Raw genomic sequence first — 23,115 nt, 5'->3', positions numbered from 1 at the left:
AGTTAATCCTCCTCTTGATAAAATATCGTCAGTAATTCAATCAGTTTTTCCAACGATATTCCACTTATCCGCCCAATATCGGCGGCCTCTTGCAAATGTTCTTCGGCCAATCTCTGCTGTTCTTCCTGATAAAAGTCTTTGTTCTGTGCCGACACAAAACTTCCTCGGCCTACCGTTGTTTCAATAAAACCGTCCCTTTGCAAATCTTCATACGCTTTTTGAACGGTAATAACACTCACATGAATGGACTTTGCCAGCGCCCGCATAGAGGGAATAGGATCGCCGGTTTTTAACTCGCCACTCATAATCATGGCTTTTATCTGTGAAGTTATCTGCTCATAAATTGGCTTGCTCGTATTACTGCTTATGATAATTTCCACAACGCCCCTCCTTTGTTCTATAATGTACTTATCGTACAAGTACATTATATTCAAGGCAAACGCTTTTGTCAATAGGGTATTAGAAAATTTATCTTTGCTTATTAAGCAAAAGAAGCCACACAATTTGTATGGCTTCCATGAAATTCTACTTTGAAATTTTTACGGAATAACGGGCTGTTGTCTATCAACTTCTTGTGTGTTACTTTATGGCACATGAGCATTGGAAGCAGGGTTGTCCTGGCCGTAACCTTCCAGAAGGTTGATAACGCCCCAGATACCAAGACCTGCGCCCAGGGCCACTACGAGAGTCTGCAAAACACCAACTGCACTGTTGAAAAATTCCATAAAATAATCCTCCTAAAAAATGTTTTTGATTTTGGGTTAAGTTGTTGCGTCAATCTCGTACACATCGAAGGTGTCCGTGGGTTTTACCACGGCACGCTGCTTCTTCATGTACCGTTCCATGTCAAAGACATTTTTAGGGTCGGCGTCGGCCGTGTATCTGTAATTCGGGTGCCGGGTGAGGTCGTACTTGTCCGAAAGGAACGGACGCACGCCCCGCAGCATGAAGATACACTTGCCGCCGTCCATCACTGCCAATTCGTCCTGGGTCATCAACTCCTTTCCTAATTTCTGATAACTGAGGCCGTGGGAAACCTGGCTGCCCCGGTTTTCGGACTGGTTATAGAGATCAATGGTCTCTTTCCCCAGCAGTTCCGAAATTTCCTTGAGCGTGGATTTTTCCTTGCCTCCCAAAAACAAAGTGCTGTCACAGTTACCGACAATGGTATCTGCCGCATCCTTGTAGATGGTCTTTAACTGGCTCTGCGACTGCAAAATAATAGAAGCCGATATCTCACGGCTTCGGATGGTGGCAATCAGCTTATCGAAGTTCGGTATCTGGCCGATGTTGGCAAACTCGTCCAGGATCAAACGGACATGGACAGGCAGCCGCCCGCCGTAGAAGTCATCCGCCTTGTCGCAGAGCAGATTGAAAAGCTGACTATACATGAGGGCGGCCACGAAATTGAAAGTGCTGTCCGTATCTGACAGGATCACAAACAGCGCCGTCTTTTGGTCGCCCAGGGTATCCAGTTCCAGTTCGTCATACTCCATCAGGTCCCGCAGCTCCTTGATATCAAAGGGAGCAAGCCGGGCACCGCAGGAAATGAGGATGGATTTTAAGGTTTTGCCCGCCGCCATTTTGAATTTGCGGTACTGCTTCACGGCGAAGTGGTCCGGCTCCCGTTCTTCCAACTGAGAAAAGAGCAGGTCCACCGGGCTTTGATAGGTTTCGTCATCCTCTCTGGCTTCACTGGCATTGATAAGGTCCAGAAGCGTGATGAAGTTCTTTTCTTCCTCCGTGGCCTCGTACCAGATGTAGCCGATCAGCGCGGAATAATAGAGGCGCTCCGCTTTGACCCAGAAATCTTCCGAAGACTTTTCGCCTTCGCCCTTCGTGTTCATAATCAGGGCGTTCACCAGCTTTAAGATATCCTTCTCTGATCGAATGTAGGCCAGTGGGTTGTATCTCATGGATTTTCGGAAGTTTATCAGGTTGAGGCATTTGATACGGTATTTCTTCCGTTCCAGGAAAGTGCCGATCTCCGGCAGCAAGGTTCCTTTCGGATCGGTGCAGACATAGGACGAATGGGCTTGCAGCAGCGACGGCTTACAGAAGAACCGCGTCTTGCCACTGCCGGAACCGCCGATCACCAGAATGTTTTTATTTCTGGCATACTTCGGCTGCTTTGGACGGCTCGCCATCGTGATCCGTTCCGTCTGCGTCATGGGGATGTTTTGGAAAAAGTCCTTGTCCATGTAGGGGGCGATATCCGCCGCCGTACCCCAGCGGGCAGAACCATACTCGATCCCGTGGCGATACTTCTTAGCGTTCTTGCCTTTCAGGTAGACCGCCATACGAAGGACAACCGCACCGGCTATGCCGATCAGCAGGTCCGTGGGATGGAAACTGAGCCACGGGGAGGAAAGTGCTGCCGTGAAGCCGCCCCCGATAGAAAGCAGCTTGCCGGAGAGGTCAGCGCCGGGCGCAAGCCGGAAAGCCTGTGCCAGCTTATCGAAGGGATACACGAACAGAAGATACGGAAGGTTCAGCAAAAACATTTTTTTCATATTCATCTCTGCACGCTCCGATCTTTGACCTTTACTTTCTCCCGGTCAATGGTACGGTGTTTCGTTTTCTCTGCCGCCTGTTCCTTCGCCTGGGTCAGCCGCTCCCGGATGGAGGGCTTTTCCTCACGGCTCATTTTCCGGCTGGCAAACTCCTGAAACGCCGCTGTGATGGCATCCGCGTCCCGGCTTTTGAAAAAGACCAGGTAACGGGGCTGCTCTGCGGAGGTGTCTTTCTTCAAGGCAAAATCCACATGGTATTTCTTCGCCACACGGGAGAAAGCCTTGATATTCTTGTCGCTGATCTCGATATTGGCAAGACCTGCGTTCTGGCTGGCAAGCTGTTTAAGGCTCTGCCTGCCGCGGTAGATTTTGGGCTTCTGGCTTTTCTGGATTTTCTCCAGGAACTTTTTGACGGCCTTTTCAAAGACCTGCTCACTTAGCTTGGCTCCGTCAACAATGAGCGTTACGGCGCCCCGCGTTACTTCCTCCTGCATTTAGCCTCGCCCCCTTTGCCCGTCCCCGTACATATCGTGCTGTACCAAGGAAGAATAGTAGCTGTTGATGGTGGTCGGGGCGTTATACAGCGCCGCCAGAAGGTATTTCTTGATATTGCGGACATAGGTGGTGTTGTCCTTCATGCAGTCCATGACATACTGAACATGGGAACTGTCCAGCTTCATAAACCGGGACTTTACCACCTCCGCCGGATAATCGTCTCCGGCGATGCGGATGACTTTGCGGGCAGAACACACGGTATCCACGATCAGGTCAACAATCTCGTCAAGCTGCTCACAGTCGATATGATTGTCCTGCACCAGATAGCTGTACTCGATGTTATCCAAAATCACTTCACGATAACATTCTCTGGCTCCCATCTGATCCGTTCCCATCCTTGCCCCTGTGGGGGTAGGGGGATTTGATGGGATAGGATTTGATATCTCCGTACTTGATAAATCAGTCTTTGTTTGATTAGTATTTAATTGTGCGGGGTTTTCCGTACACGGTTCCGCCGTATCCGGGATACCCATATCCGGGTTTTCCGTATATGGCTTTGCCGTACCCGGTAAAGGCGTACCTGGGCTTGACGGCGGCTCGCACTGAGGCATTTCGTAAATGACATACTCGGTATCCGTGATCTTGCCTTTTTCATCCCGAAGCTGGGTGCGCCGGATATACCCGTGGGTTTCCAACTCCTTCAACGCCGCACCGATGCTGTCCACACCTTCCCGACAGATCGCCGCAAGACCTCTGGTGGTGTAATTCCACTCGTCAGGGAGCGACAACATCATGGACAGCAGCCCTTTGGATTTCAGGGTCAGCGTTCGATCTTTCAAGTGATGGTTCGACATGACCGTATAATCACGGGTCTTTTCAATACGAAAAACAGCCATCTTCACACCTCCTTCCTGTGAAAATAAAAAGTGTTGATTTTAAGCGGTTTATCCGTCTGTACGCCTCCATAGCCTCCCACATGGGAAAACATCCACGCCCTGTTCAGAACGCAAGCTACAGAGGAAGAAACAGAAGATATCCCACTGATTTTGATACATTTTTAGGGCGGCTACCTCTCACGGTCTTTATGGTCATAGTGGAGATCGCCGGAAAGCACCTTCGCATGGTTGCGGATTTTGATATGCCCCTTTTCCTGATTTTCCAAAGCCTTACTGTATCCGGCGTCAGTCAGGAACAGGCGCATTTTCTCACCCTTCCAGCCAACAGGCGAGTCATGGGTAAGAACATCAAAGACGATCATGTGTCTGGTTGCCGGGTCGAAACGCTCCAAAGCCATAATGTCATGACCAGATAACTTCTGCGCCCCGGATTGCTGTCTGGCCTCTGCCAGCATTTCCCCGATGGTGCGGGCTTTCTCCGGCAGACGGTATTCGGCCTGCACCTTGCGGATCAAATCCATGCACTCCTGATCCGACAGGGGACGGAGCTTGTCCAGAAGGCCTTCCGCCGTTTCTTTCGTTGCCGGGTTCGGCGCGTAGCGCCATGTCATGTAAATCTCATTCAGGGCAGCGTTCTGATTGGTACTTTCAATCTGAAACACCATCCTCATTTCTGCTTCTGTCAATTTCATTGCCAGCCTCCTTCAAAATGGGTATAAAAAAACGCCATAGGTTTTTTGAGCCTACGGCGTTTCTTGCGATATTCACAATTCCAAACTTTCCAGCCACTCGTCAAAAGATTTCTTGGAGACGCGGATCGCATTTCCTATGCGGACGATCCTGAACTCCTCCTGCTTGACGAGCTGATATGCGGTTGTGCGGCCAATGTTGAGCATAGCCGCAATCTGTTCCACGGTATATGTGCGCGGTTCCGGCAGTGACTTTTTCTCTTTCTTGTCCATAGTAATCTCCATGTATTTGCCTTGTCATTTTGACTAAGGGAGTGAAGAATGGCAGTAGCAATCGGCTTTGGCTGGGTGTCCTCTTGCTAAGAATTTGCTAATAGGACCACCCAACGGACACATAAAACTGCGTCAGAATAGGTGTTTTGCATCATAAAGTTCGTTTACTACAAGTCATTCTGCGTAAGGGATGATATTGGAAGTTACATCCGAACCGTGTATCACATGGTAAGCCATACTCCTAAGGGTTAGTTGTGAGTTCGATTCTCGCAGGGGGTGCCAAAAGCACAGCCGAAAAGCCTAGTAAAATCGGGCTTTTCGGCTTTTTTTATTTTAGTTCAAAGACAATGAAACTGAAAAATGCAGAAAACCTCATTAGCAAATCCTCCGTCAGCTAATGGAAATTGGGACTAATGTCGTCCGCCTTTCAGGTGGACTGCTTGCTAATAAAAATCGGCAGGGTTTTCGCAATTTTGCTAATGAAAATACCCTCTCTGCTCCGATGAAGAATACAGGAGAGTGTTGCAATCACTTATCCGTTTGAAGAACAGCCTGATAGCACAAGGCAGATACACGGACGCAGTAGATGATATTCTTTGCAAGGTGCTTTCAGCCAAGAAAAGAAAGCTCAAAATCAAATATATCTAAACACGAAAAAAGACCGCCTACACTTTTGTAAGCGGTCTTTGCTAATTTAGAGTAAGTTCGACAAACTGGAATTTAGATCATGATTCATATGGATAGTAGTGTTCTGCCTTCGACTGAAATTCACATAATTTTAATATTTTCATATCCTTATCAAAATCTGCTATTGTAACACCATCAAAGCCATCTATCTTACCATCATAATTACATCTGAAGTACCATTCAACAATTAACGTTTGGTTTTGCTCAAATATTCGTTTGATTGTCCATTCCAATACTTGTCCCTTATTATTCCAATTTTCAAACCATGTTACAATTTGTGATAAGCCATGATATTCAGGTCCATAGCATTCACTATACAAAGCATTTTCAGAAAAAGTCTGTTTTACAATCTCAACATCGTTATCTAACCAAGACTGAAAATATTTCTTAATGACATCTACTTTCATATTATCCTCCACAAATTCAAATTTATCTTTCTCTTAATTTCCTATTATACACCAAAATTATGAATATTTCTACCCGCCGTCTATTGACCTCGATTACGAGGGAAATAGGCGGCTTTTTGTTTACAAAAAATTTTTTCAAGAAATTTTGAAAAAACACCCCCAAAAACGCCCTCCCGGTTCAAACAAGTGAAGGAGTTAATTCCGAACCACGAAAATGGAAGCCTTTCATTTGTATTTTGTGTATTTTGAAAACTGAATACAGATATCTCTATGACTTATTTAAGTTAAATTTTATTTATACTAATATAAAAAGAACAAAAAATTCAACTGTGAATTAGCACTCGTAACGAGTATCCTATTAACTTAATGATGTTCCCCAAAAATCTTTGCGTTTGCTAATACCTTGCTAAAACGAATGGAAAAACGGCATAATATTAGCAGATTTCAAAAAAAGAAATGATTAACACTATAATTTCGGAAAAGCCTAGTAAAATCGGGCTTTTCGGCTTTTATTTTCTGTTGTGGTTGGCTGCTTGCTAATTGCTAATCACAGGTTTGGCATTTTGTGGTCAAGACCAATCACTTTTTCTGTATTTCCACAGTTAGCATTTTGCTAATACGCACTGCATTATCGACGTATTTTCATTCGGTTTTCAGTCCGTTTGCTAATTTGCGCTTCGCTAATAAACTCAGGTGTTATTGCAAGCAGGACAGACTCCAAAGCCTTTTTGAGTAGTTCGGGATTGCTGGCAAGCAGGCTCGCAAGTGCTTTTGCGTCAAGCGCGGGTGCGGTGCCGAAAGCCCTTTGCGTGCGCCGTTTCGTGCTCTACCGTTTCGCTTGTGGGGATCCCGTTCTCATCTACAATATCTACATATTCCGCCATACTATGTCTCCGGTTTTTCCGCTTTGATTTGTCTTCATTTTCAGTATAGCACGCTGCATGGCTTTTTTCGCTTGTATAAAAAAGAAACAGCAAGACAGATTCGGTTCCGTATGCTATAATAGGGTACATAAAAAATTCTCAAAGGAGGAAGCACGGCTGCGCAATTTTTTTCGTCGGCAGCCGTGCAGAAAAGACATGAACAATATCGAATGGTTTCGCGAAGCGAAATACGGCATGATGGTCCACTTCGGACTCTATTCCATGCTCGCCGGTGAGTACAGAGGGCGCCGCACGCCTTATGATTACGGTGAATGGATCCAGTCCGCCTTTGCCATCCCGAACCGCGAAATGGAACAGCTTGCGGGTGCGTTCAACCCTGTTTATTTTAATGCGGAGGAGTGGGTAAAGCTTGCAAAAGAATGCGGCATGACCTACTTTGTGGTTACCTCTAAGCACCACGAGGGCTTTGCGCTGTTTGATTCCGACTGCGATGCATACAACATCAAAAAAGCAACGCCATTTGGAAGAGACCTCATCGCAGAGCTGGCGGAAGCCTGCTACAAGCACGGTTTAAAGCTGGGGCTTTACTATTCGCAGGAGCTTGACTGGCACCACCCGCACGGCGGCGGCTACGACAAAACCACCGGCTGCGCAGGCACGGCGTGGTATAACAACTGGGATTTCCCCGGTGCAGACAACAAAGACTACTCCATCTGCTTTAACGAGAAGATCAAGCCGCAGGTGAAGGAGATCATGACAAAATACGGCGACATCTGCCTGATCTGGTTCGATACCCCGGGCGTGATGACAAAGGCGCAGAGTCAGGAGCTTTACGACCTTGTGAAGCAGTATCAGCCGGACTGCCTTGTGAACTCTCGCCTCGGCAACGGCGTGTATGATTACGTTTCTCTCGGCGATAACGAGATTCCCGCAGAGCGTCCGGCAGAGATCTCGAAAGAACGCGCAGGGGACATGCAGTCCATGAACGATCTGTTCGGCTTCAAGTATTCGCCGTATAACCTCTATGAGACCGCGGCCACGCTGAACGACACATGGGGCTTCAAATACTACGACCACAACTGGAAAACACCCGAGCAGATCCTTGCAAACAAGCAGAAGCTCAACGGCATGGGTGTAAACTACCTTTTGAACGTCGGTCCCGATGCGCTCGGCCGTATTCCGTCCTATTCCGTCGATATTCTTCGCCGCGTTCGCGAGCTGGAAACCCAACTGTCACGGTGAGTATCTTATGTATAGGTCGCCTGCGAAAACAGCACGGAGCTGCTGGTCGGCGCAGGTGAGAGCGGCATTTGTCTGCCGTTCATGTCGCAAAGCACAACAGCGTGTGTGCTGACACAGGCCGCAGGATAGAAAGCGTGCAGGAAGCAAACTGCTTTGAGATTTGCATTCACAAATTCTGTTTGGTAGCAATCTGGCAAAAGTGCAACAATTTATCCCTTGCAAATTCAAATGCAAGAGATTTGCATTGCACTTTTTCTCTATCTGTTGCCTGAAAACTATTCTTCGCTCAAGTCCGCTTTGGGGCTTGGCTTTTTATTCGCAGCCTTATGAAACCGTGTGAGCAACAGAACGCCGATTAAAATAAATGCCGGAAAAACCGAGGAAAACAGCATACCGCTCTTTAAACCGAGTTGGTCCGCAGTGAGATTCGGGAAAGATGCGGCGATTTTTGCATTGCCGGAAACCGCGCCGCTCACTGCGCCCATCAATGCCGGGCCCACAGAGCAGCCCACATCGCCCAACACCGCCAAAATGCCGAACATCGCCGTGCCGCCCTTCGGGTATGCAGCGGAAGTCAGCGAAAACGTGCCCGGCCACATGAGGCTCACGGAAAAGCCGCACAGCGCGCATGAAAGCAGAGAAAGCCACGGGTTTTCAAATAAAGCCGTACCGAGATAGCACAAAATACACAGTGCGGCGCAGAATACCATCGCGCCCGTTAAATGGATTTTCTCGCCCCACACGCCATAGATTGTTCTGCCGATGCCCATAAACACCGCAAACAGGCACGGCCCTAAAAGGTCGCCGATGACCTTCGTCACGCCGAGCGCACGCTCCGCAAACAGCGAGCTCCACTGGCTCATGGCAAGCTCGCTCGCGCCCGCGCAAAGCATCAAAAGCAGTGCCACGAGGAAAATTTTCGAGGTAAACAGCGTTTTGAGCGGTGTTTTCTCTTCCTCCGGCACGGTGGGCATCAGCGGCACCTTGAGGAAACGGAATAAATTATAAAGCGGCAGCAAAGACCACAAAATCGGGATGATAAACCACAGATCCTCGCCGATCAAGCGCAGCAAAAGCGTCGTGATGAGCACCACACCTACCTGTCCCCAGCAGTAAAACGAATGTAAAAGGCTCATCGCGGAGGCCTTCGCGTCTCCCGGGCAGGAATCGACAATCGGGCTGATGATAACTTCAATCAGGCCGCCGCCCACGCCGTTCACAATCGTCGCAAGGACAAGACCCACATACGGCGCAGGCAGCACATTCGGCAGCGTGCCCTGCATCACAAGACCTAAAAACGCCAGCGCGTGTGCGATGACCGCCGATTTTCGGTAGCCGATGCGGTCTACGTATTTAACGGAAAGCACATCCGTGATGACCTGCGTCACAAAGTTGCACAGAATAAGTGCCGAAATCAGCGAATACGAAATGCCGAATTTGTTTTGGAACAGCACGAAAAACAGGGGAGAGAGATTGTTCACAATGCCCTGCGTGATATACCCGCGGTAGCAGGCAAACACGGTGCTTTTAAAGTTTTGGGTCTTCTCCATTTAATTATACCGCCTTTAATAAAATGCTAACTTTCATTATAGCGGAAGGCCCGGCGAAATTCTACCGTGAATTTGACGGAAAACCACAAAAATTTCATACATCTGCCGAAAGACATTCCAAAAAAAATGCGGCGTAAAAGCCAAATCCATGTTGATTTTACCAAGGAAATATAGTACAATAGAATCAAACAGGGTTTTCTCTTTCAGAAAAAGCCCCAATTCAATCTGTTATTCTTTTGATTTATTCAATTAGAAGGAGTGTTTTAACATGAAGTTAGGCGTACTTACCAATGTTGTAGGCAACATGCCTCTTGAGGACGCACTGAAGTATTTCAAGTCCATGGGCATCCAGATGGTCGAAATCGGCTGCGGCGGCTATCCGGGCAAAGATCACTGCGATCCGGAAGTTTTGCTCCACGATGAAGCAAAGTATCAGGAGTTCTGCGATACCATCAAGAAGTATGATATGGAAGTCAGCGCATTCTCCTGCCACGGCAACCCGATCCACCCGAATAAGGAGCTGGCTGCGGCTTATGATAAGGACATGCGCAACGCAGTTCTGATGGCTGAAAAATACGGCCTGCATCAGATCAACTGCTTCTCCGGCTGCCCGGGCGATTGCGAGACCTCTCAGTATCCGAACTGGGTTGTATGCGCATGGCCGGACGATTTCGGTAAGATTCTTGAGTATCAGTGGAAGATTCTTGTCGATTACTGGAAGGATTTTGTAGCATTCGCAAGAGAGCACGGCGTCAACAAGATCGCTCTTGAAATGCACCAGGGCTTCTGTGTTTACAACACCGAGACGCTCCTCAAGCTCCGTGAGGCTGTGGGCCCGGAGATCGGCGCAAACTTTGACCCGTCCCACCTCATTTGGCAGGGCATGGATCCGGTTGCTGTTATCCGCGAGCTCGGCGGCGACGCAATCTTCCACGTACACGCAAAGGATACCCGTCTCGATAAGTACAACATGGCAAAGAACGGCGCGCTCGACACGAAGAGCTATGCAGACGAAGCACACCGCTCCTGGATCTTCCGCAGCGTCGGCTACGGCAACGATCTGCTCTATTGGAAGGACATCATCAGCGCTCTGCGCCTTGTCGGCTATGACTATGCCATCAGCATTGAACATGAGGATAGCCTCATGAGCCAGAACGAGGGCCTTATGAAGGCTGTTGAGACCCTGAAGTCCGCTATCATCTTCGAGCCGAAGATGACCGAGACCCGTTGGATCTGATTCCTTTCTGACAACACGTAAATAAAACCACGGCGCTTCGGCAGGGCAACCTGTCGGAGCGCCGCTTTTATGTTTTAACGGTTTGCTTTTTGTCCGTATGATACGCGCACAGCTTTAAAAACGGGAACAGCAAAGCGGCATAAAACCCTGCACAAACCGCCGTTTGCAGCAAAACAAGGGGAATACCCGAAAGCAAAATGCTTTTCAATAAAAACTGTGTTGCATTCGCGGCAAGCAGTGCAAAAAACGCCGGCATCACTGCACTTTTCAATAGCCCGATATGCACATCGGCGACTTTTAATAATCTTCGTACACTCAGCATCGCGTTGAAGATGGACGAGAAAAACAAAATTGCAATGTACGCCTGCATACCGGCAAACCGCATAAAAAGCAAAATCAAAAGCACACGCAGAAACGAATCCGAAAAGTTGTATTTCATGGAGTTCAGCTGCTCGTCAAGCCCCTTTAAAAGACTGTCCACCACGACATCCAGATATAAAAGCGGTACGAGCGGCGCCAAAATTTTGAGGTATGCCCCGGCTTCCCGGCTCTTATAAAACGCCTCGCCCCAGTCACTGCCGAAAACGAAGAAGATCCCCGCGCAGAAAATGCCGAACTGCAGGGCTGCGTGCACCGCGCGCTGCGTGATGTGCCGCACGGCCCTGCGGTGCGAAAGCTCAAATTCCCGTGCCGTTTTCGGGATGAGCAAAGACGCGAACGACGTCAAAAACGAAGACGGAAAGTACAGCATCGGCATTGCCATGCCCTGCAATAAACCGTAGGCGGACATGGAAGCCGCACGACTGAGCCCGTAACGCCCGAGCTCGCGCGGGATGAGCAGATTTTCCGCCGTTGAAAGCAAGCTGCGCGCCGCGCTCGAAAGCGTGCACGGCACCGCAATGTGGAACATCCCGTGCAGAACGCCCGTCGCCTGCTCTTTTTCTTTCGGCGTGTTGCGCTTTAAGCTGCGGCGGTAAATGAGGAACCCCGCCAAAAACGAAACGGCTTCTCCGAATGTTGAAGCAATCATCGCCGCAAAGCACGCGGCTTCTATGCTCTGCGGCGCAAAATACCAGAACAGCATAACGGCGGAGAAAATCGTCAGCACCTGTTCCACCGCATCACTCCATGAGGTGGAAAGCGATTCGTCCACTGCTAAAAAATATCCCTTCATGCACGTGCACTGCGACATAAACGGCAGCCCCAGCGCCAAAATGCGCAGAGACGGCGCCGCGCCGGCGTTGCCCAAAATATGCGCGGCGGCAAAATCCGAAAAGCACAGCAGCAAAACCGCAATGGTACAGCTCACCGTCAGGCAGAACAAAAAGCACTGCGTCACCACGCTGCGCACCGTGCAGCGGTGGTTCGCCGCAATGGCTGCCGTCACCATGCGCGTCACGGCCAAGCTGATGCCGGAAGTGGAAAGCGTGATGGCGAGCAGGAACACGGAGAAGATGAGCTGGTAAAGCCCCATGCCCTCCGCACCGATTTTGCCCGATAAATACGCACGGTAGCCGATATTCGTAATGCGGAAAAACAGTGAAAATGCCGTTAAAGCGATGCCTTGCAGCAGAAATTTGCGTTTTGTCATGATTGTCGCAGGGCCTCCTATTGCAAGTTTTCCGGGCGCGTTGTATAATCAGCTTATATGAGAAATGTATAGATAATTTTCTGCATTTTATAAAAAGAGAACAGGAGTTAAAAAGTATGACAGATCAGGTAAACGCAGACTGGACCGAATTACAGGTCACTATTCCCGCGGCGGATACGGACCGCGCGGGCGACATTGCGCAGATGGTCGTGCCCTACGGCATTTATATTGAAGACTATTCGCATTTAGAAGAGGAAGCGATGGAAATCGCGCATATCGACCTCATTGACGAAGACCTTCTAAAAAAAGACCGAACCAAAAGCATCATCCATGTGTATATCAGCCCGGAGGAAAACCCGGCGGAAGCCATTTCTTTCCTCAAAGAGCGTTTTGAAGCCGTCGGCATTGAGAACACCATCACCGCCGCCAACTGTGCGGAGGAGGATTGGATCAACAACTGGAAAAAGTATTTTAAGCCCATCCCCGTCGGCAACCGCTTGCTTGTGCGCCCCATGTGGGAGGACGAGTACGAAGCAGGTGACCGCGTCGTGCTGCATCTGGAGCCGGGTCTCGCGTTCGGTACCGGCACGCATGAAACGACCCGCCTTTGCATGGAGCTGCTCGAAAAGTATGTAAAGCCGGGCGATACCATGCTTGATATGGGCTGCGGCAGCGGTATTTTGTCCGTCGCCGGTCTGCTGCTCGGCGCAGGCAGCGCCGTTGGCGTCGATATTGATGCTCTCGCCGTCAAGACCGCCGTCGCAAACGCAGAGATCAACCACGTCGGCGATAAGTTCACCGGCATCTGCGGCAATCTGGCAGATAAGGTTACCGGCACATTCGATGTCGTTGTCGCGAATATCGTCGCAGACGTCGTGATTCTGCTCACAAAAGATGCTCCACGCTTTATGAAGCTCGATACCGTCTATATCATGAGCGGCATCATTGATACCAGAGAAGACGATGTTTTGGCGTGCCTCGCGGATAAATTCGAGATCATCGACCGCAAAGAGGAAAAAGGCTGGGTTGCACTTGCAGCAAAGCTAAAGTAAACATAGCGAAGCGACAAACAAAGTCTTTGGTCAAGTTTTTTCCAGAAAACTTGCGGGTTATCAGGGTAGAGCCCTGATTCGTCGTCCGCAGACGACGAAATCCTTTTGCTTACCCAAAGATCAGGAAGATAGTCAAATCGTCCGGTGGACGATTTGACGTAAGAAACCCTATCAAGGGGTTTCTTAAAAGGCTTGCTCAGCAAGCCTTTAGAAATAGATAAAAGCAAAGAAGATTCGGAGGGATTATCATGACAGCAGAATTCCACAAGGCAAACCGTCAGCGCCTGTACGCCGAAATGAAAGACGGCAGCGCAGCCGTGTTCTTTTCCGGCAGCGCACCGCGCCAGAGCGCCGATGCGTACTATACATTCTTCACAAACCGCAATTTCCTGTATTTAACGGGCATTAAATTCGCGGGGCTCGTGTTGGTCGCCACAAAAATCGGCGGCAATGTGCAGGAATCCATCTATATCCTCCCGCCGGATCTCATGAAAGAGCGCTGGACGGGCCGCAGACCGAAAGCCGATGAAGTTATGGCGCAGTCCGGTATCACGGATATCCGTTTCGTTGAGAACTTTGAAAACGATATCCACCGTGTTTTGAACAGCGGCAACGTGCAGCGCGTCTACCTCGACCTCTACCGCCATACGCCGGACGAGGGCTTAGATGAAGCCCACCGCTTCGCGCAGACCATTAAGACCGGCTACCCGTTCCTCACGGTTGAAAATATCCTGCCCATCTTAAAGCGCCTGCGTACCCTGAAGGCTCCGTGCGAGATTGACGCCATGCGTCGTGCTATGACCGTTACGCACGAAGGCATTCTGCGCATGATGCGCGCTTCGCACCCCGGCATGTATGAGTACGAGTATAAAGCCGAGTTCGACTACGCCCTCACCAGCGCCGGTGTGCTTGAGCCCGCGTTCCACTCCATCATTTCCGCCGGCGAAAACAACTTTTGCATCCATTACGACAGCTACATGGGACAAGCCAAGGACGGCGATATGATCTTGAATGACGTTGGCGCGCAGTGGGACGGCGAGTGTAACGATGTCTCCCGTGGCTGGCCGTGCAACGGCAAATACTCGAAAGAGCAGCGCATGCTGTATGAGTGTGCCCTCAATACGTCGAACTACATGTTCTCCATCATCAAGCCCGGTATGCTCATGGACGATGTGGATAAGACCGCCCGCCGCTATTGCTGTGAGCAGCTGAAAAAGATCGGTCTGCTGTCCTCTTACGATGAGATTGGCAAATACATGTGGCACGGCGGTGCGCACCATGTCGGTTACGACGTGCACGATGTTGTCGATGCACTCGGTAAGCCTATCGCGCCGAACATGGTCTTCTGCGTTGATATCGGCATTTACGCCGAAGATCTCGGCATCGGCTTCCGCGTGGAGGATAACTGCCTTGTCACGCCGACCGGCGCAGAGAACCTCTCTGCGTCCGTGCCGCGCACCATCGAAGACATCGAGGCCGTCATGGCAAGATAACGGGAGAAATTTCAATGAAACTGATTTTGCCGGAACAAATTACAGCGACGCAGTATGCGGCATATCTTAAAGACTGGGGCGCGGAGCGCATCGTACCCATCGCGTCCGCAAATCCGAAAAATCTGCCGTTTGAGGAATGGCGGCGTGAAAGCATCCAAAAGCGCACTCGTGTCCCCGAGGGCTTTGTGAATGAAACGCTTTATTTTCTCACCGATGACAACGAAACAAAACTCTTCGGCGCCGTGGACATCCGCCACGAGCTGAACGACTACCTCAGGCTGTTCGGCGGTCACATCGGCTACGGCATTGTGCCGAGTGAGCGCCGCCACGGGTATGCCAAAATCCAGCTTGCGCTCGCGCTGCCCATTGCGCGTTCAATCGGCATCAAAAAGGTACTCATCACCTGCAATGATACAAACACCGGATCGGCGAAAACGATTGAAAGCGCCGGCGGCGTACTCGAAAACAAAGTGCTGGAAGAAGGCATCCTCACGCGCCGGTACTGGGTGCCCTGCGCAGACGATTTTGAAAGAAAGAAGTGAAAAGCATGACAAATTTTAGCAAGCTCGTTTTGAAAATGACGGAGTACGAGGGCGGCTGTGTCGAGCGCGTCAACCACTTTTTGAAGGTGTTCGCGTTCGCAAAGACCATCGCAGAGGGCGAAGACGTGGACGATGCGACAAAAGAAATTTTGGAAGCCGCCGCCATTACGCACGACATCGGCATCCGTGTGTGCTTTGAAAAATACGGCAACTGCAACGGCCCTCACCAGGAGGTGGAAGGCCCGCCCATCGCACTCGAAATGCTGCCCGCGTGCGGTTATACCCATGGGCAGACGGAGCGTATCTGCTATCTCATCGGTCACCACCACACGTACACGAACATCAACGGCATCGATTATCAGATTTTGGTTGAAGCCGATTTCCTCGTAAACATTTTCGAGGGCGGCATGACCCATGAAGCCGCCGAAAAGGTGTGCGAGAACATCTTCCGCACAAAGACCGGCAAGCAGCTTTTAAAAGACCTGTTCTTGTAAATTGCACATAAAATCAAAAAACAGAATATTGACATTTATGAGGAATAACCTTACAATTAATATTGCAGAGTTATTCCTTTTACTTTGTCAAATTTTTAAGGAGTTGTGATATATGGCAAGAAATTTCATGTGCACCAAAACAGACCCGGTCGTCGAGACCAAAGCCGGTAAGCTGCGCGGTTTTCAGCTTGACGGCACATATGCGTTCCACGGCGTAAAATACGCCGATGCAAAGCGTTTCCACCAGCCGACCCCGGTAGAGCCGTGGGAGGGCATCAAAAACGCGCTGGCTTACGGCTACGTGTGCCCCATGCTGCAGCAGGATCAGCCCAGCAACGAGCTGATGGTGCCGCACCGCTATTGGCCGCTCGATGAGAACTGCCAGTACCTCAATATCTGGACGCAGCATCTTGACCCGAACGCCAAAAAGCCTGTGCTCGTTTGGCTGCATGGCGGCGGATTCGCGGCGGGCTCCTCCATTGAGCACATCGCCTACGAGGGCGAAAACATGAGCAAATACGGCGATGTTGTTGTTGTTTCACTCAACCACCGTCTCAATATCCTCGGCTATCTCGACCTTTCCCCGTTCGGCGAGGAATATAAGAATTCCGGCAACGCCGGCAACGCCGATATGGTCGCAGCTTTGCAGTGGATTCACGAAAATATCGCAAACTTCGGCGGCGACCCGGAAAACGTCACGCTGTTCGGCCAGTCCGGCGGCGGTATGAAGGTTTGGACGCTGATGCAGACCCCTGCGGCGGACGGCCTGTTCCATAAGGGCGTCGTGCAGAGTGGCTGCATCGACCACTTTGTCTCCGGCAATTCCACGGAGCAGAACGGCAAAGCCATCGTCACGGCGCTTCTGGCAGAATTGAAGCTCGATGATGTCAAAGCACTGGAGACCATCCCGTACGCACAGCTCGCGGCGGCGTACAACAAGGTCGCGCCGGAGGTCGCAAAGACGGGCGCATACGTCGGCGGCAACCCGCTCGCAAACGATTGGTACCTCGGCGATCCGCTCGAGGTCGGTTTCACGGAGCACGCAAAGACCATCCCGGTCATGGTTGGCACCGTGCTCGGCGAGTTCTCGTTCATGCCGGCATTAAGCGAAGAGGAAAAGGCCGATGCTGCGCTCATCGATTCTATGATCGAAAAACGCTACGGCGCAGAGGGCAAAAAGCTCAAGGAGATGTTCGCCGAGGTTTACCCGGATAAGGACGTCAGCGACGTGCTGTTCATGGATTCCATCTTCCGCGCGCCGTCTACCGATTTCATCTTGAAAAAAGCGCAGCACCCGGAAAGCGGCACGTATTCGTATATGATGACGTACACCTTCCCGTACGACGGCGGCCATATCGCATGGCATTGCAGCGAGATCCCGTTTGTGTTCCATAACACGAGCCTTGTTGCCGCGTATAACGAGCCCGGCGTGACTGATTTGCTCGAAAAGCAGATGTGCGACGCGTGGCTTAACTTCGCGCGTGACGGCAAACCGTCCAGCGAAGACCTGCCGGAGTGGCCGGCTTGCACCGCAGACGACGAAGCGACCATGATTTTCGACAAAAAGTGTGAAGTCAGACATAACTACGACCACGAGCTTGTTGCGCTGCATAAAAAATTAGCTCCCTCGCCGTGGAGCCATAACGATGACGAGGAAGAGCAGCAGATTCAGCACTAAACGCTTCGCGTTTTTCCGTCAACCATAGCATAGCGACGCAAAAGTTTTGCTCAAGCTTTTTCAAAAGCTTGTCAGATTCCAAAGGTGAAACCTTTGGTCGAGCTTCGCAAAGCTCGAAATCTTGTTGCGTTCGCAAAAACTAGGAAGGTAGGGTAAACAGTCCGGTGGACTGTTTACCCGTAGGAAACCCGGTTGCATGGGTTTCCTAAAGGACTTGCCAAAGCAAGTCCTTAGAAAAAGCCGCACTCACGTTTTTCTCCGTGAGCGCGGCTTTATTTTATGCCTGCGTATATGAAAAAGAGCGGAAAGAAGCCGCTCTTTTCAAGCTCTCTCTGTCAGAGGGAAAGGGAGAGATACATCGCTCTAACGACCCTCGCAGCACCTTCCTTTTTGTTAAAATCCGCATATATATATATATAGGACGGTCATTGACCGCCCTTTCAGGGAACCCATGCAACTGGGTTCCCTACGATTTGAACGTCCCCCGGACGTTCAAATCTACCTTCCTAGTTTTTGCAAACGCAATAGGGTTTCGCTTTCTGCGGAAAGCGACTTGGGGTTTTGCCCCGAGACCCCACGACCTTTTTGAAAAAAGGTCGATCAAAAACTTTTAGCGTCGCTTCGCTATGGTTACTGCAAGCCTCTTTTTTTGCGCAACAAAAAAGCCGAACACAGCTTCTGTGCTCGGCTCATTTTGCATTAAATTAAATTACAGGTTAGCCTTCAGCCATGCAATGTCTTCAGCAAGGCAAGCTACGCGATCCTGCGGGTCGTTGTAGCTGGCTTCACGCTCAACAACGTAAATGACGTTGTCGCACTGTGCGTCGGCAGCTGCCTTAACAGCCTTCCAATCCACAATGCCTTGGCCCTGCGGCACGTTCAGCTTGTCGTGCTCTTCCTTCATCTTGAGGAACTCCGGCGGGAAGATCGGCTTGCCGTCAGCGTCTTTCTCAAACTTGAAGCGCGGGGTGTTGTCGTGGCGGGACTGCGGTTTGTTTGCGCCGATAACGCCGCCGTTTTCCTTAATGTGGATGCTTGCAATGCGTCCTGCGTGGCTGTTGATGAAGTCCACCGGGTTTACGCCTGCTGCGCTGCACCAGCCGCAGTCAAGCTGGAAAGCCGTAACTTCCGGGTCACATGCATCGATGAGCCAGTCATAAAGATACTTGCCCTCGTCCACATAGAACTCGTCGGTGTGGTTGTGGTAGCCGATCTTAATGCCGTACTGCTTCGCAATGTTGCCGAGGCGGTTGAGCTCTGCTGCAACTTCTTCAGCTTCTGCCTTGTTGCAGAAATTTGTCATCGGGCAGATGACGAGCTTTGCGCCCAGCTCTGCAAAGTAGGGGAGAACACCTTCAATCTGATCCAGACCGACGTGAGCGGAATCGACCTTCAAGTTGTTCTCAGCAAGGACCTTCTTCATTTCTTCAACCGGCACTTCTGTGAAGTCCGCGGTGAACTCTGCGCCTGCAAAACCGAGCTTTGCAATGGTCTTCAGCTTCTCAATCGGGCTAATCGGCTCGGAAACCAAGGAATAAACCTGAACATTGATATTTTCCATGGGAAAAACACCTTTCTAAAAAATAATTGCGTTTGCGGAAAGCCCGCGCCGGCTCTATTATGCCGGAACGCGGGAACCCCGCCTTAAAAAATGTGCGGCGACACGAAATGCCGCCGCACACAAAATGTACTGATTAAAATTAGTCGAAGTAAACAGGCTTACCGGTTCTGTTGGACTCATAGATCGCATCGAGGATTCTCGTGACGACATAAGCCTGATCAGCCGTAACAAACAGCTCGCCTTCGCCCTTCAGAGCCTTGACCCAGATCTCAGCTTCCTTGGACTTCGGTGCCGGACCCTGAGAGAAGCCCGGGATGAAACCTCTGACCTTGTTGCCAACCCAAGAAATGGTCGGGTACTCAGCAACAACGTGGTTCAGACGGACACGGCCTTCCTTCGTATCGAGACCGCCCTCGGTACCAGCCAGCATCGTGTAAGCTTCGCCGTTTGCAGCGTAGTCTTCAGCCATGTTGATAGCCCAAGCAGCGCGCAGAACGATCGTAGCACCGTTCTTCATCTTAACAAAGCCAACAGCGGAGTCCTCAACGTCATAGGTCTCGTTGTTCCAGGTGTCGAACTCACCGCGGTAGTTGACCTGACCCTGATGCTTAGCATCGAGCGTGTGGCCGAGCTTCTCGAAGGAAGTGCCGCAAACATAGTCAACATCGTAGTTGTTCATGAGGAACAGTGTGAGGTCAAGAGCATGCGTACCGATGTCGATCAGCGGACCGCCGCCCTGCTTTGCCTTATCCGTGAATACGCCCCAGGTCGGAACGCCACGGCGGCGGAGGTATGTAGCCTCTGCATAGTAAACATCGCCAAGAACGCCGGAATCGACAACCTTCTTAGCAACCTGGTTCTCCGGGAAGTGACGATACTGATAGCCGATCGTCAGCATCTTGCCGGTTCTGTCTCTTGCTTCAAGCATCTTCTTAGCGTCAGCCGGGGTAGCAGCCATCGGCTTCTCGCACAGAACGTGCTTGCCAGCCTCAAGAGCAGCAACGGTGATCTCGCAGTGTGCAACGTTCGGGGTCAGAACGTGAACAGCGTCGATCGTCGGGTCTGCCAGAAGTTCATGATAATCGGTGTAAACCTTAGCGTCCGGGGTGCCGTACTCTTTAGCGGCCTTTTCTGCTCTCTCAAGAATGAGGTCGCAGAATGCGCACATATCTACGCCTTCCTGCTGGGCCATGCCCGGGAAGTGCTTGCCGTTTGCAATACCGCCGCAGCCGATAAAGCCAACTCTTACATTTGCCATTGGAATTCTCCTCCTAAATTTACGCCGAAGTCCATACGGACTCCTAACGATTTATTTCTGCTTGTATTTTAGACCATTCCAAAGCAAATGTAAAGCCCTTTTTGTGAAAAAAGTGGATTTGCACAAGCTTTTTCTATTTTGCTTGTATCATTTGCATAAAAACTTTTGCTTTGTTGCCTGCGCGTCCAAAAATCAGCCGTGCATTTCATAAAAAAGAGCAAAAAAAGAGGCACACCGCAAAAAATACGGTGTGCCCTAAAGTATTCTTACAACATTCTGCTTATAAAAACACAGTTAAAACCGTGTAAAACACGTATGCCGATTTGATATAGCGCTACGCAAAGCAGAAAAATCAGTACTGTCTGCCCCAGTAGACCATGTGCTTTGCCGGCTTGCCGCAGCAAACGCAAACATCAGAGAGGTGCTCTTCCTTAAACGGAATGCAACGGGACTTCACGCCGCCGGTCGCGTCCTTCAGCTTGTCCTCGCACGCGCTGTCGCCGCACCACATGGCCTTGATGAAGCCGGGCTTGTTCTCCGCAATGTCGAGGAACTCCTCATACGTCGTCGCCGTGAAGGTCTTCTCTTCAAGGTTCTTCAGCGCACGCTCATAAAGACCGTCATGCACAGCCTGCAAGGCCTTTTCAATCTCGCCCTCAAGGTTATCGAGCGAAACGAAAATCTTCTCTCTCGTGTCGCGGCGGACGAGCACGCACTGGTTCTGCTCAATGTCCTTCGGACCGATCTCCAAACGCAGCGGCACGCCCTGCATCTCATACTGGCTGAACTTCCAGCCGGGGGAGTTGTCGGTGTCGTCCAGCTTCACGCGGAACTTCGTCTTCAGGGATTCATACAGCGCGTTTGCCTTGTCGAGCACGCCGGGCTTATGCTGTGCAATCGGGATGATTGCCAGCTGGATCGGCGCGACCTTCGGCGGCAGTACAAGACCGTTGTCGTCGCCGTGTACCATGATGATGGCGCCGATCATGCGGGTGGAAACGCCCCAGGAGGTCTGGTACGGGTGCTGCAGGGTATTGTCGCGGCCCGTGAACGTAATGCCGAAGTTCTTTGCCCAGCCGTCTCCGAAGTAGTGGCTCGTGCCGCCCTGCAAAGCAACGCCGTTGTGCATCATCGGCTCAATGGTGTAGGTCGCCACAGCGCCCGCAAACTTTTCTTTCTCGGTCTTCTGGCCGGTCACAGCCGGAATGGCGAGCACGTTCTTGTAGAACTCCTCGTAGGTGTGCAGCATGCGCATGGTCTCTTCCATGGCTTCTTCTGCGGTTTCGTGCATGGTGTGGCCTTCCTGCCACAGGAACTCGGAGGAGCGCAGGAACGGACGCGTCGTTTTCTCCCAGCGCACAACGGAGCACCACTGGTTGTAGAGCTTCGGCAGGTCGCGGTAAGAGTTGATGATCTTCTGGTAATGCTCGCAGAAGAGAATCTCACTCGTCGGGCGTACGCACAGGCGCTCACTCAGCTTCTCGCTGCCGCCTTCCGTTACCCAGGCCACTTCAGGCGCAAAGCCCTTTACGTGGTCTTTTTCCTTCTGCAGGAGGGATTCCGGGATGAACAGCGGCATGTAAACGTTCTGGTGACCCGTCGCCTTAAAGCGATCGTCCAGTTCATGCTGAATGTTTTCCCAGATCGCGTAGCCGTACGGCTCGATGATCATGCAGCCTTTTACGCTGGAGTAATCCATCAGCTCGGCTTTTTTAACAATATCGGTGTACCATTTGGAAAAGTCAACGTCCATGGAAGTGATGTCGTTGACCATCTTCTTCTGATTCGCCAAGAAATTCAGTCCTTTCACGATTCGTGCGGCAAACGCTGTGCCGCCGGGCCCAAAGCGGGCATATTGTTTCTTATTATACAGGGAATTTTCCTGAAAAGCAAGAGCGGCCGCCATCTTTATGCGGGCCGCCTAAGATTTTATTAAAAAAAACGGAAAAGAAGGTTTGCTTCTTCTTTCCTTGTACTATTCGGTGCAATTTGTACCAAAGATACTTATATACAAATAATTCAATAAATAATTCAAAGTTAGCTTAAACTAATTTACAGAAACAGAGTACCCACAAAACAGCTGTCCATCGGAATAAATTAAATCAGCAAAAAAACACCGGGAACAGCCAGAAAGCCGCTCCCGGTGTTTTCATATCGTTTTGCACAAGGCGAAAAATTTCACGCAGAGCGCAAAAATTACTGACCCTGATGTTCTTCGATGAACTGAACGATTTCGCCAACCGTCTTGAGGTTTTCAACTTCCGTATCCGGAATTTCTACGTTGAAAGCATCTTCGATGGACATGACAAGATCAACAACAGCAAGGGAATCTGCGTCCAGATCCTCAACCAGGTTGGAATCCTCGGTGATCTCGGAGGGATCTACGCTGAGCTCCTCAGCAATAATATCGATAACTTTCTCCAGAACCATTTAATTTTCCTCCTATCGTGTAGTATTTGTCAAGTACTGCACCGTCTGCCGTATGGACAAAACGCCGCAGGCATGATACAATCGGGGTGTACTTCACATACATTGTATGGATGCACGGCTTATTTGTCAATAGCAATTCCGCA

The 23,115-nt window shown here is 50.4% G+C and carries 21 protein-coding genes and 1 pseudogene; 7 read left to right on the top strand and 15 right to left on the bottom strand.

The window, feature by feature from the left end:
- Positions 1 to 2: 2 nt before the first annotated feature.
- From ACI0CA_RS14670 to ACI0CA_RS14635, 8 genes and pseudogenes are all read right to left on the bottom strand, one after another.
- Entirely contained in the window at positions 3 to 380 is a 378-nt protein-coding gene (locus ACI0CA_RS14670) for a GntR family transcriptional regulator (RefSeq protein WP_035394499.1), read from the bottom strand.
- A gap of 216 nt (positions 381 to 596) precedes the next feature.
- Positions 597 to 725, bottom strand: a pseudogene (locus tag ACI0CA_RS14665) (Maff2 family mobile element protein); the annotation flags it as partial.
- Positions 726 to 761: 36 nt separating this feature from the next.
- The gene (locus tag ACI0CA_RS14660; RefSeq protein ID WP_446806676.1) at positions 762 to 2,519 is read right to left on the bottom strand and encodes a VirD4-like conjugal transfer protein, CD1115 family; all 1,758 of its coding nucleotides are present in this window, start codon (positions 2,517 to 2,519) and stop codon (positions 762 to 764) included.
- A complete protein-coding gene (locus tag ACI0CA_RS14655; protein WP_446806677.1) occupies positions 2,516 to 3,007 on the bottom strand; it encodes a PcfB family protein in 492 nt (163 codons plus the stop codon). The genes ACI0CA_RS14660 and ACI0CA_RS14655 overlap by 4 nt, the downstream gene beginning before the upstream one ends.
- Entirely contained in the window at positions 3,008 to 3,904 is an 897-nt protein-coding gene (locus tag ACI0CA_RS14650; RefSeq protein ID WP_395506881.1) for a DUF6017 domain-containing protein, read from the bottom strand.
- A 170-nt stretch (positions 3,905 to 4,074) separates the two neighbouring features.
- Positions 4,075 to 4,596 (bottom strand): DUF5720 family protein, encoded by a 522-nt coding sequence (locus ACI0CA_RS14645; RefSeq protein WP_147609751.1) that lies wholly within the window; start codon positions 4,594 to 4,596, stop codon positions 4,075 to 4,077.
- Between the two features lie 72 nt (positions 4,597 to 4,668).
- Entirely contained in the window at positions 4,669 to 4,878 is a 210-nt protein-coding gene (locus ACI0CA_RS14640) for a helix-turn-helix domain-containing protein (RefSeq protein ID WP_395506880.1), read from the bottom strand.
- Between the two features lie 713 nt (positions 4,879 to 5,591).
- A complete protein-coding gene (locus tag ACI0CA_RS14635) occupies positions 5,592 to 5,960 on the bottom strand; it encodes a nuclear transport factor 2 family protein (RefSeq protein WP_147513982.1) in 369 nt (122 codons plus the stop codon).
- A 1,079-nt stretch (positions 5,961 to 7,039) separates the two neighbouring features.
- Between ACI0CA_RS14635 and ACI0CA_RS14630 the strand changes: the two genes are divergently transcribed.
- Positions 7,040 to 8,086 carry an alpha-L-fucosidase gene (locus ACI0CA_RS14630; protein ID WP_395591451.1) on the top strand — a complete coding sequence of 349 codons (1,047 nt, stop codon included), beginning with the start codon at positions 7,040 to 7,042 and terminating at the stop codon, positions 8,084 to 8,086.
- Positions 8,087 to 8,091: 5 nt separating this feature from the next.
- Here the strand turns inward: ACI0CA_RS14630 and ACI0CA_RS14625 are convergent, their stop codons facing one another.
- On the bottom strand, positions 8,092 to 8,256 hold the full coding sequence (locus ACI0CA_RS14625) for a hypothetical protein (protein ID WP_446807016.1): 165 nt from the start codon (positions 8,254 to 8,256) through the stop codon (positions 8,092 to 8,094).
- A 105-nt stretch (positions 8,257 to 8,361) separates the two neighbouring features.
- Positions 8,362 to 9,636, bottom strand: coding sequence for an MFS transporter (locus ACI0CA_RS14620; RefSeq protein WP_308450114.1), 1,275 nt, complete (start codon positions 9,634 to 9,636; stop codon positions 8,362 to 8,364).
- A 268-nt stretch (positions 9,637 to 9,904) separates the two neighbouring features.
- Between ACI0CA_RS14620 and ACI0CA_RS14615 the strand changes: the two genes are divergently transcribed.
- Positions 9,905 to 10,873, top strand: coding sequence for a sugar phosphate isomerase/epimerase family protein (locus ACI0CA_RS14615; protein WP_308450113.1), 969 nt, complete (start codon positions 9,905 to 9,907; stop codon positions 10,871 to 10,873).
- A 67-nt stretch (positions 10,874 to 10,940) separates the two neighbouring features.
- Here ACI0CA_RS14615 and ACI0CA_RS14610 read toward each other — a convergent pair whose 3' ends face one another.
- Positions 10,941 to 12,464 (bottom strand): oligosaccharide flippase family protein, encoded by a 1,524-nt coding sequence (locus ACI0CA_RS14610; RefSeq protein WP_395506878.1) that lies wholly within the window; start codon positions 12,462 to 12,464, stop codon positions 10,941 to 10,943.
- A 116-nt stretch (positions 12,465 to 12,580) separates the two neighbouring features.
- Between ACI0CA_RS14610 and prmA the strand changes: the two genes are divergently transcribed.
- From prmA to ACI0CA_RS14585, 5 genes are all read left to right on the top strand, one after another.
- A complete protein-coding gene (gene prmA, locus ACI0CA_RS14605; RefSeq protein ID WP_412264296.1) occupies positions 12,581 to 13,516 on the top strand; it encodes a 50S ribosomal protein L11 methyltransferase in 936 nt (311 codons plus the stop codon).
- 248 nt (positions 13,517 to 13,764) lie between these two features.
- Positions 13,765 to 15,009 (top strand): aminopeptidase P N-terminal domain-containing protein, encoded by a 1,245-nt coding sequence (locus ACI0CA_RS14600; RefSeq protein WP_412331032.1) that lies wholly within the window; start codon positions 13,765 to 13,767, stop codon positions 15,007 to 15,009.
- A gap of 14 nt (positions 15,010 to 15,023) precedes the next feature.
- A complete protein-coding gene (locus tag ACI0CA_RS14595) occupies positions 15,024 to 15,551 on the top strand; it encodes a GNAT family N-acetyltransferase (protein ID WP_395506877.1) in 528 nt (175 codons plus the stop codon).
- Positions 15,552 to 15,556: 5 nt separating this feature from the next.
- Positions 15,557 to 16,045 (top strand): HD domain-containing protein, encoded by a 489-nt coding sequence (locus ACI0CA_RS14590; protein WP_418782258.1) that lies wholly within the window; start codon positions 15,557 to 15,559, stop codon positions 16,043 to 16,045.
- Between the two features lie 112 nt (positions 16,046 to 16,157).
- Complete coding sequence (locus ACI0CA_RS14585) at positions 16,158 to 17,723, top strand: carboxylesterase/lipase family protein (protein WP_418782257.1); 1,566 nt, start codon at positions 16,158 to 16,160, stop codon at positions 17,721 to 17,723.
- Positions 17,724 to 18,432: 709 nt separating this feature from the next.
- Here ACI0CA_RS14585 and ACI0CA_RS14580 read toward each other — a convergent pair.
- From ACI0CA_RS14580 to acpP, 4 genes are all read right to left on the bottom strand, one after another.
- A complete protein-coding gene (locus ACI0CA_RS14580; protein ID WP_446806678.1) occupies positions 18,433 to 19,284 on the bottom strand; it encodes a sugar phosphate isomerase/epimerase family protein in 852 nt (283 codons plus the stop codon).
- 139 nt (positions 19,285 to 19,423) lie between these two features.
- Positions 19,424 to 20,542: a Gfo/Idh/MocA family protein gene (locus ACI0CA_RS14575; RefSeq protein WP_446806679.1), complete on the bottom strand. Its 1,119-nt coding sequence runs from the start codon at positions 20,540 to 20,542 to the stop codon at positions 19,424 to 19,426.
- A gap of 352 nt (positions 20,543 to 20,894) precedes the next feature.
- Entirely contained in the window at positions 20,895 to 22,334 is a 1,440-nt protein-coding gene (proS, locus tag ACI0CA_RS14570) for a proline--tRNA ligase (RefSeq protein WP_395591444.1), read from the bottom strand.
- A 404-nt stretch (positions 22,335 to 22,738) separates the two neighbouring features.
- Positions 22,739 to 22,972, bottom strand: a complete 234-nt coding sequence (gene acpP / locus ACI0CA_RS14565) for an acyl carrier protein (RefSeq protein ID WP_176819988.1) — start codon at positions 22,970 to 22,972, stop codon at positions 22,739 to 22,741.
- Positions 22,973 to 23,115 lie beyond the last annotated feature (143 nt).

Origin of the sequence: Hominenteromicrobium mulieris, assembly GCF_046197855.1 — a bacterium.
Classification (GTDB): domain Bacteria; phylum Bacillota; class Clostridia; order Oscillospirales; family Acutalibacteraceae; genus Hominenteromicrobium; species Hominenteromicrobium mulieris.
Note: the sequence above shows the minus strand (reverse complement) of the source record. Positions and strands in the feature narration are given on the sequence as shown.